Origin of the sequence: Oxalicibacterium sp., assembly GCF_035565035.1 — a bacterium.
GTDB lineage: Bacteria > Pseudomonadota > Gammaproteobacteria > Burkholderiales > Burkholderiaceae_D > Oxalicibacterium.
On sequence record NZ_DATMTD010000121.1, the window covers coordinates 1 to 14,326 of the forward strand.

14 protein-coding genes and 1 tRNA gene are annotated in these 14,326 nt (G+C 55.4%); 2 read left to right on the plus strand and 13 right to left on the minus strand.

The annotated features are described in order from the left end of the window. The first annotated feature begins 355 nt into the window (after positions 1–355). Positions 356–1,315 (plus strand): lytic transglycosylase domain-containing protein, encoded by a 960-nt coding sequence (locus tag VN114_RS13020; protein WP_325515534.1) that lies wholly within the window; start codon positions 356–358, stop codon positions 1,313–1,315. Positions 1,316–1,390: 75 nt separating this feature from the next. Here VN114_RS13020 and VN114_RS13025 read toward each other — a convergent pair whose 3' ends face one another. From VN114_RS13025 to ribBA, 4 genes are all read right to left on the minus strand, one after another. Continuing rightward, entirely contained in the window at positions 1,391–2,572 is a 1,182-nt protein-coding gene (locus VN114_RS13025; protein WP_325515536.1) for a pyridoxal phosphate-dependent aminotransferase, read from the minus strand. Positions 2,573–2,664: 92 nt separating this feature from the next. Further along, the gene (nusB, locus tag VN114_RS13030) at positions 2,665–3,135 is read right to left on the minus strand and encodes a transcription antitermination factor NusB (RefSeq protein WP_325515538.1); all 471 of its coding nucleotides are present in this window, start codon (positions 3,133–3,135) and stop codon (positions 2,665–2,667) included. An 81-nt stretch (positions 3,136–3,216) separates the two neighbouring features. Continuing rightward, entirely contained in the window at positions 3,217–3,705 is a 489-nt protein-coding gene (gene ribH, locus VN114_RS13035; RefSeq protein WP_325515540.1) for a 6,7-dimethyl-8-ribityllumazine synthase, read from the minus strand. A 115-nt stretch (positions 3,706–3,820) separates the two neighbouring features. Further along, complete coding sequence (ribBA, locus tag VN114_RS13040; RefSeq protein WP_325515542.1) at positions 3,821–4,936, minus strand: bifunctional 3,4-dihydroxy-2-butanone-4-phosphate synthase/GTP cyclohydrolase II; 1,116 nt, start codon at positions 4,934–4,936, stop codon at positions 3,821–3,823. Between the two features lie 240 nt (positions 4,937–5,176). Here ribBA and VN114_RS13045 point away from each other — a divergent pair, with 240 nt between their 5' ends. Then, positions 5,177–6,817: a methyl-accepting chemotaxis protein gene (locus VN114_RS13045; protein ID WP_325515543.1), complete on the plus strand. Its 1,641-nt coding sequence runs from the start codon at positions 5,177–5,179 to the stop codon at positions 6,815–6,817. A gap of 61 nt (positions 6,818–6,878) precedes the next feature. On the opposite strand, the gene VN114_RS13050 is transcribed toward VN114_RS13045, so the two are convergent. The 9 genes from VN114_RS13050 to VN114_RS13090 all read right to left on the minus strand — a co-directional run bounded on the left by VN114_RS13050 (position 6,879) and on the right by VN114_RS13090 (position 14,326). Next, on the minus strand, positions 6,879–7,490 hold the full coding sequence (locus tag VN114_RS13050; RefSeq protein WP_325515545.1) for a riboflavin synthase: 612 nt from the start codon (positions 7,488–7,490) through the stop codon (positions 6,879–6,881). A gap of 19 nt (positions 7,491–7,509) precedes the next feature. Continuing rightward, complete coding sequence (ribD, locus tag VN114_RS13055) at positions 7,510–8,601, minus strand: bifunctional diaminohydroxyphosphoribosylaminopyrimidine deaminase/5-amino-6-(5-phosphoribosylamino)uracil reductase RibD (protein ID WP_325515547.1); 1,092 nt, start codon at positions 8,599–8,601, stop codon at positions 7,510–7,512. Positions 8,602–8,640: 39 nt separating this feature from the next. Further along, on the minus strand, positions 8,641–9,183 hold the full coding sequence (locus VN114_RS13060; RefSeq protein WP_325515548.1) for a GspH/FimT family pseudopilin: 543 nt from the start codon (positions 9,181–9,183) through the stop codon (positions 8,641–8,643). Between the two features lie 17 nt (positions 9,184–9,200). Then, the gene (locus VN114_RS13065; RefSeq protein ID WP_325515550.1) at positions 9,201–9,647 is read right to left on the minus strand and encodes a type IV pilin protein; all 447 of its coding nucleotides are present in this window, start codon (positions 9,645–9,647) and stop codon (positions 9,201–9,203) included. A gap of 10 nt (positions 9,648–9,657) precedes the next feature. Continuing rightward, complete coding sequence (locus VN114_RS13070; protein WP_325515552.1) at positions 9,658–11,367, minus strand: pilus assembly protein; 1,710 nt, start codon at positions 11,365–11,367, stop codon at positions 9,658–9,660. Between the two features lie 437 nt (positions 11,368–11,804). After that, positions 11,805–12,416, minus strand: coding sequence for a pilus assembly PilX family protein (locus tag VN114_RS13075; protein ID WP_325515554.1), 612 nt, complete (start codon positions 12,414–12,416; stop codon positions 11,805–11,807). A gap of 5 nt (positions 12,417–12,421) precedes the next feature. Beyond that, on the minus strand, positions 12,422–13,444 hold the full coding sequence (locus VN114_RS13080) for a PilW family protein (protein ID WP_325515555.1): 1,023 nt from the start codon (positions 13,442–13,444) through the stop codon (positions 12,422–12,424). Continuing rightward, positions 13,401–13,997, minus strand: a complete 597-nt coding sequence (pilV, locus tag VN114_RS13085; RefSeq protein ID WP_325515557.1) for a type IV pilus modification protein PilV — start codon at positions 13,995–13,997, stop codon at positions 13,401–13,403. The genes VN114_RS13080 and pilV overlap by 44 nt, the downstream gene beginning before the upstream one ends. 259 nt (positions 13,998–14,256) lie before the next feature. Further along, positions 14,257–14,326 (minus strand) — tRNA-Glu (locus VN114_RS13090).

Here is a 14,326-nt window from a genome sequence, read left to right on the forward strand (position 1 = left end):
GTTTTTATAGTATTGACTTGATATAAACCGACTCCTACAATTCGCGCAGCTTGAAGAGCAGGCCCCGTATTTGAACACCAAATCGGGTTGAAAAGAAACCTATCTTCAATATCAACGGGGCTCGGGACCCCAGCATCCAGGAGCGTATTAAAAGGCTATTTGCCTTCTCCCGAATATAGTTGTTTGCTTTGCCAAGGATGCCGCAAGAGAGCGTCCATAAGTAACCAACTCCGACGCCTGTCCATACGCGGGACGCGATGACAGGCGATTTCTCTGATTCACGGCATGTTCAGGGTTCTACATCAGACAGTATCGGTGGAGCCCTTCACCTGCCGCGTCAATCCAGGAGTTTTAAATGTTGAATCAAATTACGACGGCGATGCGTAAAGTCGCCAGCCAGTCGGCCCAAAAAACGATTGCGCATTCGATTTCGATGCGCGATACCACCAGCCGCATGATTGCCGCGGCCAAGCATGGATTGATGGTCTTCGGCCTGATCGCCCTTGCTACCCTGACGCTGATCTTCTTCAAACCGGAAGTCGCTGACCAGTTGCAGGCACTGTCACCGTTCACCCAGGCTGTCGCCTCGACCGCCCCAAGCGCCGACATTCCGCCAATGGCCAACCTGATGGATGAACCTGCCGGAACAGACACGGATGACGTCGTTCCAACGGCAAGTGCTGCTCCCAGCCCGATGCTCGGTACCGACATCCAGCAGAAGCGCGTGACCGAATGGTTGTCCAAGCGCTATCGCGTCGCCGGCGATGCAACGAACATGCTGGTTTCCGCCGCTTATCTGACCGCCAAGGAGATCAATCTGGATCCGCTACTGATCCTGGCTGTGATGGCGATCGAATCGCGCTTCAACCCGTTTGCGGAAAGCCCTGTTGGTGCACAAGGCCTGATGCAAGTCATGTCCAAGGTCCATCATGACAAGTTCGCCGAGATGGGTGGCGCGCAAGCTGCACTCAATCCGGTTGCCAACATCCGTGTCGGCTCGCTGATCCTGAAGGAATACGTGTCGCGCGGTGGTTCGGTTGAAGCCGGACTGAAACGCTACGTCGGTGCTGCAGAAATGGAAACCGATGCCGGTTACGGTGCGAAGGTGCTGGGCGAATACGATCGCCTGAAAGCAGTCGCCAACGGTAAGCGCGTGTCGGTCTATGCTTCGATGGCAAGCCGCTCCGCGCCGAAAGTGCAGCCGATCCCGGATCCACTGGATCGCACCAAATCGGCGGCAGGTCTGATCAATGCCAAGACGGCAATGGAAGATCAGATCAAGCCGGAAAATGCCGACAAGGTCACCGCACTGTAAGCGTCAACGAGCTAGTAAAAAAGGAGCCGACAGGCTCCTTTTTTTATTGCCAGACCGAGCGACAATAAATTCGAATTATGCGCCGCGGTTCGCAAAGAAGACCCGCAGGCGTGCCACTGCCTCCTGCAAATTCTCCATGGAAGTCGCATAAGAGATGCGCACGTAACGATGCGCCGTCGACGGCCCGAAATCCAGTCCTGGCACCATCACGACGCCAGCATCATTCAACATGCTGCGCGTCAGTGCATCTGCATCGTCAGACAGATCGGAGCAGTCGGCATAGACATAAAACGCGCCATCCGGCATCACCGGCACCTTGAATCCCAGACTCTTCAGTGCCGGCACGATATAGTCGCGACGCCTCTTGAATTCCGCCTTGCGCGCTTCGTAAATGCTAAGTGCTTCCGGCGTGAAGCAGGCAATGCCCGCATGCTGCGCGAGACTGGAGGCGCAGATGAACAGGTTCTGCGCTAGTTTCTCGATTGGCGCGACCAGTTGTTCCGGTACGACCAGCCAGCCCAGCCTCCAGCCCGTCATGTTGAAATATTTGGAGAAGCTGTTGATCACGATCACGTCGTCGCCCAGCGACAATGCCGAAAACGCTGATGCGTCATAGCGCAGGCCGTTGTAAATCTCGTCGACGATTGTGAAGCCTTTGTTCTCGCGCACGACATTGACGATGCGACGCAATTCGCCCTCCTCGATCGAGGTGCCGGTCGGATTCGACGGCGATGCCAGCAGCACGCCGCGTGTTTGTGCGGACCAGTTGGCCCGCACCATCTCGGCAGACAACTGGAACCGATGTTCCGGACCGGAAACGATCATCTTCGCTACGCCATCGAACGCGGCAACAAAATGGCGATTGCACGGATAGCACGGATCGGACATCAATACTTCCGCACTCTTTTCCACCAGCGCCGCGCAAGCAAGCAGCAATGCAGCCGACGCGCCGGCCGTCACGACAATGCGTGACGCCGCCACATCCAGGCCATAGACGTCACGATAATGTTTGGAAATCGCTAGGCGTAATTCCGGCAAACCGGTAGCCGATGTGTACTGCAACCGACCATCCGCCATGGCGCGTGCAGCCGCATCGATCACCGGTTGCGCCGCCGTAAAGTCCGGCTCGCCGATACCCATGTGAATGATGTTGCGCCCCTGACGCTCCAGGTCCGCCGCCATCTTTGCCAGCTCCATCACATGGAACGGCGCGATATTGTCGAGACGTGCAGCAAGCTGGGCAAAATGCGAAGTCAAAACGAGTTCCTCAATGAAATTCGCCACCGGCAAAGGCGGGTGGCGAAAAATCTGCGACGTCAAAAGCCGTGATCGAAATCAACCGCGCCGGATCAGCCCTTGCGCCCTGCGCTGACCTCGGTTTCGCGCGCGTCGGCAGCGAACTTGTCGAGTACGCCATTGACATATTTGTGTCCGTCGATGCCGCCAAACGATTTGGTCAGTTCGACCGCTTCGTTGATGACTACCTTGTACGGGATTTCGACATGATTCTTCAACTCGAACGCACCGATCAGCAATGCAGCGTGTTCGACCGGCGACAGTTGCGAAATCTCGCGGTCGATCAATGGCGACAGACCCGCGCGCAATTCGTTGGCCTGTTTGACGGTGCCGTACAGCAGCGCATCGAAATGCTCTGCATCGGCCTTGTCGAAGCCATGTGCCTGGCGAATGTTCGTCGCGATTGCGCGTACATCCTCATTGTTCAGCAGCCACTGGTACAGGCCCTGCAGCGCAAATTCACGTGCGCGATGACGCGGCGTGCGGTTCTTGTTCGGATTGGCGTGCTCGGTTTTTGTGTTCATGGCTTACAGGGAAAACTGACAATTACTTGAAAAACGAAGGACGCGTTCACCGGAACGCGTCGCGAAATAACAAAAGGGAAATTACTGCTCGTCGTCCGCCGCATCGGCCAGGTCTTCCAGCGCAATCGTCAGATTCGCCATCTCGACCGCGACACGCGCCGCATCGGTACCTTTTTCTTCCATGCGCGCTTCCGCCTGTTCGTCCGTGTCGGTGGTCAGGACTGCGTTGGCGATCGGAATGCCGAACTCGAGGCCGACACGCGTGATGCCCGCGCCGGATTCGTTCGACACCAGTTCAAAGTGATAAGTCTCGCCGCGAATCACCGCTCCGATTGCGACCAGCGCGTCGAACTGCATCGTTTCCGCCATCTTGCGCAAGGCCAGTGGAATCTCCAGCGCGCCAGGTACGGTCACGTGCAGGACATCCTCATCCTCCACACCGAGATGCTTCAGTTCGGCCAGACAGGCTGCCAGCAAACCATGGCAAACGTCTTCATTGAAACGTGCCTGCACGATGCCGATACGCAAACCCTGACCCGTCAGGTTCATGTCGTAGGTGCCAACTGTCATGGTGTTTCCTTCGTGCGCGTTTGCGCTTCTGATTCAACCGGCCGCCGAGCAATGAATACGACGAATATACCGCATTGATTTGATGATGAAAATTCCGCCAAGGCGGAACGAGTATTCAATTTTCCGGCGTTGCCTGATAACCGGTCACTTCCAGATTGAAACCAGCCATCGACGGCATCTTGCGCGGATTCGCCAGCAACTTCATTTTTCCTACTGACAGATTCTTGAGAATCTGCGCACCGATTCCGTACGTGCGCAAATCCATGCGTGCGGCACGCTGTTGCGGACGCGCTTCTGCGGGATTATCGAGCGCCTCAAATTGCGAAAACAGCTCGTCGGCCGATTCCTCGCAATTGAGCAGCACCATCACACCGCGTTTTGCCTGCTTGATCGCTGCCATCGCAGACGCCATGTTCCACGAATGCGTCGTCGCCTTGGTTTCCAGCAGATCGAGAATCGATACCGGTTGGTGCACCCGCACCAGCGTTTCCTGATCGGGCTCGATATCGCCGTGCACCAGCGCCAGATGTGCACCGCCGCTCGGCTTGTCGCGATACAGCACTGCCTGGAACGTGCCATGAATCGTCTCCATCGACCGCTCGCCGATACGATCGACAAAGCATTCATTCTGGCTACGGTAGTGAATCAGGTCGGCAATCGTGCCGATCTTCAGGTTGTGTTCTTTTGCAAATTCGATCAGGTCCGGCAGGCGTGCCATCGTACCGTCGTCCTTCATGATCTCGCAGATTACGGCGGCTGGCGTCAGACCTGCCAGCTCGGCAAAATCGCAACCGGCTTCGGTGTGGCCGGCACGCATCAACACGCCGCCCTTCTGCGCCTTCAACGGAAAAATGTGACCAGGCTGGACGATATCCGACGGTTTGGCGTCCTTTGCGACGGCGACCTGAATCGTGCGGGCACGATCGCCGGCCGAAATGCCGGTTGTCACGCCTTCCGCCGCCTCGATCGACACGGTAAAGTTGGTCCCGTACGACGTCCCGTTGCGCGCCGTCATCATCGTCAGCGCGAGTTGATCGCAACGCTCTTCCGATAATGTCAAACAGACCAGCCCGCGACCGAACTTCGCCATGAAATTGATCGCTTCCGGCGTGACAAAATCGGCAGCCAGCACCAGATCGCCCTCATTCTCGCGGTCTTCTTCGTCGACCAGAATGACCATGCGACCGGCGCGCATTTCTGCAATGATTTCCTGCGTAGTTGAAATGGACATGGGGGAATCTCTGAATAGGCCCGCTATTTTAATGGATTTGCGCTGCGGCACGACGTTTCGTGACCACAGAAGGCTTTCATTTACATCCATTCGGATGTGTGACGCGTTATCAACCTGGCTATTCCTGACTGACTTACTCAAGAAAAAAACAGTTTCCGCACGTTAATATCAAGGTTCGACAGTACAATCGCACGACCATCAGGCGATTGTGCTCATCTGATTTTCAGTGGAGCCATATCAATGCGGAACAACCAGCCAGTCACGAACAACGAGTATGTATTGAGAGATGGCACGTCGCTTGTTTCCAAAACAGATACCAAGGGACGCATCACCTACTTCAATCCTGCCTTTGCCGAGACCAGCGGTTTTTCCAGCAGCGAATTGATGGGCGCACCACATAATCTGGTGCGCCATCCCGACATGCCGGAAGAAGCCTTTGCCGATCTGTGGACTACGCTCAAGCTCGGCCTGCCATGGAACGGCATTATCAAGAATCGCCGCAAGAATGGCGATTACTACTGGGTACAAGCCAACGCCACACCGGTACGCGAGAACGGAAAAATCGTCGGCTACATGTCTGTGCGCAACAAGGCATCGCAGCAACAAATCGCCGAAGCGGCAGGTCTCTATGCACGCTTCAAATCAGGGCAGGCTCGCAACATCCGTTTCAGGCACGGCTTGATCGTTCCGACAGGACTGGCTGGAAAATTCGCCGCTCTGCGTCATCTCGGCCTGGGAATGCGCATCGGTTTGTGCATGACCAGCCTGACCGCCGTCATTCTCGGGATGGGCGTGCTCGCAGGACTGCATGCGACGTCGAACCAGATCAACATGATTGCGGGTGTTACCACGATCGGCATCCTGTTCTCACTGGGCATCTGGGCTTTTCTGCACAAAGCCATCGTGCGTCCGCTACGTTCCCTGATCGCGGCAACCAATACGATGGCCGGTGGCGATCTGACCATTTCACTCGATGCGTCGCGTCACGACGACATGGGACAACTGCAAAAGGCGCTGCAACAAATGAACGTCAACCTGCGCTCGGTCATCGGCGACGTCAGCACCAACGTTGCATCGATCAACACGGCAACACGCGAAATCGCGACCGGCAACATGGATCTGTCCGGCCGCACGGAAGCGCAAGCATCGAGCCTGGAACAAACCGCATCAAGCATGGAAGAACTGGCATCCACCGTCAAACAGACTGCCGATCATGCCTCGCAGGCAAATCGCCTGACGCTCTCCGCCTCCGACGTCGCCGGCAAAGGCGGTCAGGCCGTGCAGAACGTCAGTACAACAATGAACGAGATCAGTGCATCCGCAAAGCGCATTGTCGACATCATCGGCCTGATTGACGGCATTGCCTTTCAAACCAATATTCTCGCGCTGAATGCTGCGGTCGAAGCCGCACGCGCAGGCGAGCAGGGCCGAGGCTTCGCGGTTGTCGCAACGGAGGTGCGCAGTCTCGCACAGCGTTCCGCCGGGGCCGCCAAGGAAATCAAGACGCTGATCGACGACTCGGTACAAAAGGTCGATGCCGGCAACAAACTGGTGAATGATGCGCTTGCCACCATGAACGAAATCGTCGATTCAATCCACCAGGTGACCAACATCATGACGGAAATCGCCACCGCCACGCGTGAACAGGGCAACGGCATCGATCAGGTGAACCAGGCCGTGACGCAGATGGATGAGGTCACGCAGCAGAACGCCGCGCTGGTAGAACAATCCGCCGCCGCCGCACAGAGTCTGGAAGAACAGACGCTGCAACTCGTACGCTCGATTTCCGTGTTCAAGACCGGATTTGAAGATGGTCGTTCTTCGCCAGTCATTGACGAAGACAGCATTCGCAGCCGCTTGAAGGCACTGCCTGTCCGTTGACAACGCCCCGGCGTACACGCCTTCGGTAGTCGCCACTCTTCAACGGTGGCGAATCACGACATTATTTTGCGAATTGCAGCATGCGCTCGACATAGCGCGCAATCAGGTCCACTTCCAGATTGACCTTGGCACCCACTTTCAGGTGCTTGAGAGTCGTGACCTGCACCGTATGTGGAATCAGGTTGACGGAAAATTCACAGCCCGACGCCGTATCGGCAACCTTGTTGACAGTCAATGAAACGCCATTCACGACAATCGATCCCTTGATGGCGAGGTAGCGCCCCAGCGTTTTCGGCGCTTCGACCACCAGCAACCAGGATTCGCCGACCGGTTCGAATTTTTTGACTTCCCCCAGTCCGTCAACATGACCGGATACAAGATGGCCGCCGAGCCGTTCGGACAGGGTCACCGCTTTTTCCAGATTCACTTCGCCTTGCGCATCGAGACCTGCCGTGCAATTCAGACTTTCGCGTGATACATCGACCTGAAAGGTTTGATCCGTCTTGGCAACGACCGTCATGCAAGCGCCATTCAACGTGATCGAATCGCCGAGCGCCACATCCGCCAGCGGCAAACCGCCAGCATTTACTGTCAATCTGTGACCTGCAGCAGCATCGCCCAATGGGTAAACTTCGGTGATTTTGCCGATGGCGGCGACGATTCCAGTAAACATGGCTTGAAATGAAAAAGGATTAAATGAAACGGGCAAGGATACGCAAATCCGGTCCGATCTGCTTGATGTCATGGAAAGCCAGATTCTTTTTCTGCTCCAGCGACTCCAGTTCCGGCAGGTTGAACATGCCCTGCGCATCACCCAGCAACGTTGGCGCGAAATACAGCAGCAATTCATCGACACAGCCTTCGCGAATCAGCGAACCGTTCAGCTTGAATCCGGCCTCGACATGCAACTCGTTGATCTGGCGACGTCCCAATTCCTGCATCAACGAAGCCAGATCCACCTTGCCGTTCGCGTTCGGCAGGATGATCACTTCGTTGCCGGCGTCCTGCAGAATCTTTTCCTTGTCCGGATACGATTGTGCGGCGACGATCCACGTTCCGCCGCCCTCCAGCACACGCGCATGCGGGCTGATCTGCAATTTGCTGTCGATCACGATGCGTTGCGGCTGGCGCGGCGTATCGATTGCACGCACGGTCAATTGAGGATCGTCTTCCATCACGGTACCGATTCCGGTCAGCACGGCACATGCACGCGCGCGCCAGTAATGTCCGTCGGCACGCGCCTCGTCAGCCGTGATCCACTGGCTGACGCCGTTGTGCAATGCCGTCATGCCGTCGAGACTGGCCGCAGCCTTCATGCGTACCCAAGGCTTGCCATGCTGCATGCGCGACAGAAAACCGATGTTGATTTCGCGTGACTCGTCCTCGAGTACGCCGCACGTCACTTGAATCCCTGCCGCCTCCAGTCGCGAAAGTCCCTGCCCTGCCACCAACGGATTCGGATCGGCAATCGCGACAACCACACGCGCCACGCGCGCACGAATCAATGCGTCCGCACAAGGCGGCGTGCGGCCATGATGACTGCATGGCTCCAGCGTGACATAGACCGTCGCACCGGCCACATCAAAACCCTTGTCCGCTGCATCATTGAGCGCCTGGACTTCCGCGTGCGCATGACCGACCGGTTGCGTATAACCGACGCCGATGACACGGTTTTCCTTGACGATGACACAGCCGACGCGCGGATTCGGCGTCGTCGTGAACATGCCCTTGGCTGCCATTTCCAGTGCGAGGCGAATGCCCTGCACGTCGCTGTGAATTTCCACGAGAGTCTTTTCGAGAATGATCGATTCGGTGACGACGGCTCAACAATTGGTCGCATCGTCCTGCGGGTTGCAGACACGCGGTCGACCGAGAAAGTTGATGACCACCTTGCGCGATTGCGTACCCAGTTCCAGCAGCCAATTCCCCGATTGCGAGGTCTGACTGTTCGCATTCGTGCGTGTACGGCCGGTACCGTTGAACGCGATATATTGTACTTTCGAATCGGTAAACCGGGGCGTGATCGACAAGGCCTTGTCAATCGGATCATGCATGAAAATAACGGTTTCGCCGTTCTCCGGTCGCTGATTGCCATTATCGTCGATGAACACAACCCAGCCGTTATTCCACGAGGTGCCATTGCCAGCCGGTACCAGATCAACACGTGTGCCGCGATGAATCGCTTCCGAACGTGTCAGATTCACCGCCATGAACAAGGCATTCGCGGTTGTCGTCAGACGCTGTCTGTGAACAAGAGACTGAAAATTCGGGACGCCAACCGCCAGCAGAATACCAACGATCGTCACAATTGCCATCAGTTCGGCAATGGAAAACCCTTGGTCATTTCCCTGAAAAATCCTGTCCACGATTTTTCGGCGCGCATTCACCAGCAATGACCGGCATCGGCAGACTTCTCGCCTTCACTGGTCAGTATCAGGCGGCCGCATAGCGGATCCTGATAATTACGATTAACGCTTTCCGTCCCGGGTACGGCTGTCAGTTTTACGCAGTCGCGAATTCCTCTGTCATCACAAGCTTCCGCGCTTATTTCGTAAAAGCTGTTTGGCGCGTTATCGCCGGAATACCAGCGAAACGACTTTGCGTCAGCGTCGGCAGAGGCAGCCGAGAACGCGATATAACTGGATTGCAATGAGTAATAGCGCTCCTGCTGCTGCATGGTGCGCATCAACGCCGCATGCCCTTCCGCCCGTTTCGTTTTCAAGATCGATTCCTGATAGGAGGGATAGGCGATCGCGGCCAGAATCGCGATAACGATCAATACCACCATTAACTCAACCATTGTGAAGCCGTGTGGATGTCTTGCATGCATGCGCAATCTCCTATTTACCGCTGCGTAATTCCACCCAATTGACGATTTCGCGCCAGCTCAATCGCCCGGCGGTCATTACCGTCTCTACAATCGTTTTTCTTCCCAGAGATTTTTCCGTTTGCGTCGGGCTGTCCGAATCGCTGATTTCCAGTTTTCTGGTCACGCGTCGTTTTCCTGTGGCATCACGCTCGGCAATTTCTGTCGGAGCCGTCGAAACAATGATCGGCACACCGGGAAACCCTGCGTCACTCAACTCACCTGTGAAACTGGCGGCAGCCGGCAAACCGGTCAATGTGTTTAATACATAGAAACGGCCGATTGGCTTTGCGCAGCGATTGCTGTGCGGGATCAAGGTACGAAATGCCAGCAACAAATCGAACAGCGATGCGGGACTGACGCTGCGTTCGCCAGTCTTCGCAGAATCGATGAAGTCGACATACCACCCCTTGTCGCCGGCACCGGACATGCCGTACTGGAAGCTGCCGCCTCCAATTTCCAGCGTATTGCCGTCGTCCGATGGCAGCAATGTTCTTTCCGTCAATTCGCTACGTCCGGCAATTCGTTTTCCGCCGTCATCCCATACGGCATAGAACGATTGCATGGTGTATGCGTTTTTTCCTAGATCGTTCTGTTCCAGATATTTTCCCGTTCCGAACAAGACGACGTGACCGTTAGCGGGTGCGTAGACTGCATGAGGTTTTTGGGAAATCGGTTGTCGCTTTCCTCCAGCATCCCGTGCCACGAACAACGGCTTCGGCGGCTTGCTTCCGAGCACATTGGGCCATGGCGGCAGTCCGCTGAAATCGAATCGCCATAAATTGCCTTGCATGTCGCCGGCATAGCCATGACTCACAGAACCATCGGCAATACGCACCAGTGCGACATCGCTCATGCCGTTTGTGCTCTTCGCGTCACTGATCGGCAACGTGAATTTGAAGTAATTGACGCCCGCGACCCACGGCTCCGTCCGTCGCTTGTCCAGCGCCAGCAAAAACAACGCGTTCGACGCCGCAACATTGGACTGGCCATCAGCCTGGTAATTGTTGACGCCGTTTGCCACGACGGCAAAATATCGATACTGCGGCTTGCCATTTGTCAGAGACGTCTTGAATTTTGCGATGACCGGCATTCCAACGACGTTACCGATATCGACGTCGTTCGCATCGGTGAACTCCCACAGCACATCGTCTGCATCAAAGTCTTCCGGCTCAGTCACATCAAGTGCGAATACGCCTTGGGCGCTACGTCCCATACCCGCGACGAGCACGCTCTTCCATTTATTATCGGCATGAACTTCTGCCACATCGATACCACCATCAAGCGGTAATGCTCTTGCGCCAGTCAGCGTGGTCAACTCTGGCAGCCTTGAAAACAAGGCTTCGGGAATGTAAGCGAATAGCTCTTCCCCTTTATTTGCATCAAATGCATGCAACATGCCGTTTCCCGTGCCGACATACACGACCGGCGTTCTTGCACGATTCGCTTCAAAATAATCCTGGTAGGAATGTCCATCCAGAGTTGCCGAAGGTGCGCCGATGTATTTCGGTACGCCATGCACGATCGCGCCCAGCAACTGATCGCGAGAGGGAAAACCGCTTCCATGCTTGTCAGTTTCATGAAGGCGATTGCCACGCAGATAATTGAGACGCTCTTCACCCAGTTGATCCTCGTTTCCAGCTCGTGATGAGCGATGCAACAGATCTTTTTGTTCGGTCGACAAGGAGGACCAGATAAATGGAATACCGGAAAATCTCTCGCCGATATAAGAACCTGTGTAAATGCGGCGCGTCTTTACACGTTTCGTTAACAGCGTCGCGGCATCCCACTCAAATCTGCCCGGCGAATCGATTCCGTCTGATTCTGCAAATGCTCGTTGTATTTTTTTCAGGCTACCGCTGCCGGTTACGGGATTCAAACCGGCTTGATACAAATAACCGGCTTCGTTCCTGTCTGCATTGGAAGACTGACTTGTTGTAGTCGAAAATATCTTGTTTAACGGCGGGCAGGATGTCAGATACAGCGGATAATTTTCCAACGCGATCTCTGGAATGTCAGCCTGAATGTCAGCCGAAATGTCAGCTGCAATCGAACTGCAGGCCCATATTGTGAACAGTATTGACGACAGTACTGCTGCAGAACGGCGAATGACGTATCTCATCAATACGCCTTGCGGTAAAAAGTCTGCAGCGCAATCTGAGTCGTTTCGCGCACTCCGAATCCGACGGCGGTGATACGGTACAGATAGTCGGTTTGCTCCGCCGACGCGCCTGCTTTGCGATGCGGCATCAGTTCGATGACGTATCGCGGCAATCTGGCGGGCAGCAATCCGGAACCGGACTGAAACAATTGACCGGTGAATTTTCCGTAGGGAACCGAGTTTGCCGTATGCGTACCAGCTGATAGAAAATCGATCTGTCGCCAGGCAGCCGATGCGCCTTCTTCATAGCGGCACAATCCAAGAGAAATATTCTGCTCGCCGCGGGAACAAATCGGATCGCCCGCTCCGGGAAATCCGATTGCGCCACCCGCATGAAACAAATGACTGCGAGAACGCATGACGTCCGGCGAATGCTGGATATCCATTTCGGCATCGAGCAATGCCGCCTCTGCCGCCTGAAATGCAATCTGACGGTCACGATCATTGCGCGAGGATTTCTCCCCCTGCAAGGCGATCTGTGCTGCAGCAATTCCCAGCAGCAGAACAACTATCAGGAGCAATAGCGTGACGAGCAATGTTGCGCCGTTCTGCGATGTACGTATGACTGACATTGTCCTCATACACCGCTTCCCGCAGCATCATTACGTAGCTGGATCGTTTGCCTGAAAATTTTTCTGATCCTGTTGCGCTCAACCGGACGAATAGACGTTTCCTGTATGTGCGTGCCATTGTCGTGCAGCGCATGGCTCGAATAGGCGCCGCCGAATAGCCGATATTCCTCCGACATGGCATCGTCACGTGCAGCTTGCGTGCCGCGCACCAGCATCGCGATCTGGACGGACCGAATCCTTTTCCAGTGCGTCCTGCGATTAAGGTCCGACAGCCGTACAGTCGCGTTTTCACCATCCAGCGTCAATTGCGCGTCCAGCGCATCGACCGCGTCTGCGTTTACGAAGCGATCCGGCAGGCCGTCATCGTTTGTGTCCACGCCATACAAAACCTGAAACGATTCGACGCCGCGTGCGATCGCGTCGGCATTCCAGCCTGTTTTCGTCCTGTATTTGCACCGCAACTCCGGCTCTCCTTCGGCATCGTCGGCTACAAAGAAAATGCTCCAGCCACGTTCATGCTCGGCGGTCTCTCCAGAAGCAGGTGAGGCGACTGCCAATCCTGCACAGTTCAGAATGGTTCCGTCCCCGTCTCCGCTGTCATCGCCGAAGAAACGCAGTGCCAGTACGTCACTCCCGTTGACAGCACTTTTTGGATCGGCAGCATCCAGGGCGGCCGTATTCTTTTTGAGTGTCGCGGCATCCATGCCGATGACGTTGGGGCTCCATCCGGTCGTCGTCGTTGCCGGCGTTTCTGCTGCGTCCCGGTTTTCATGGCCGGCCTGCCGGATGGCGCGCGACAGGACTTCCATCGCATATCGCCCGTTTTCCTGAACATGCGCGGTCTGATCCTGCACGATGTAACCCGCCTTGCTGGACAATAAAAGCCCTGTTGCCGCCAGTACGATGAACAGGCCAAGCGTCATCGCGATCAACAATTCGATCATCGTCAGACCATGCTGTTTCAGAACACACCGCCATATCGTTTCATTTGGCATATGGCGCGACAAGCAACGCAATTGCCGGCGCATCCTCGCCCGTTTTTCGCAACGGTTTACCGTCCGGATTTTTTTGCTGCCAGCCGATCTTGATAACGACAGAACCCGCGCGTTGCTTTTCCGTTGAAGCGGCATTTTCCGAACAGTCCCACTTGAAATGCTGCCCGCTCTCATTCCAGGGGGCCACATCGCGGCAAACCTTGACACGCCCTTGCGGCAATTCGTTACCGACGCGTTGCAGCCACTCTGCAATTTCAAATTGCGCAAGCTGTTCGGCATCGCAATGCGCATTACTGCCGTAGCAGTTGGGAGAGGAAATGGTGGAATGCGATGACGACGAAAAACGGTGATCGGTACGCAAATAGGGATTTGCGTTATCCGCCAGTTTCATCTGACTTACATTGGCACGCATACGCTCGCCCATTTCGGCAGCGAGATAAAGTGCGCTCGTCTGAAACACGGATTGCTGTGATGTTCGCAAGGCGGCCAGTTGCATGCCCGCGGCACCGATTACGCCAACGGCCAGAACGAAAAGCGAGACCAGCACTTCGATCAACGAAAATCCGTTTTCTGCTGACGACTTCATGCAGCGAGTCTCCCCGGCAAACATTCAAAATCGAACTGGCTCTCGGCCAAGCAACCCATGACAAATGCAGGCCGTCACGAAGCGTTGCGATTATTACAATCTTCCAGTTGCTTTCAAATCCCATCAATATGGGAAATTCCGATACAAGGAGAATGTGAGAAATCCAGAATGCTGATGCGTCAGGAATGCATGCCGTAAAGGACGTGGAAGAACTGGGGACGAAAAAAAAACGCCACGCAGATGCGTGGCGTTTTTAACTTGGCGTCCCCAAGGGGATTCGAACCCCTGTACTCACCGTGAAAGGGTGATGTCCTAGGCCTCTAGACGAT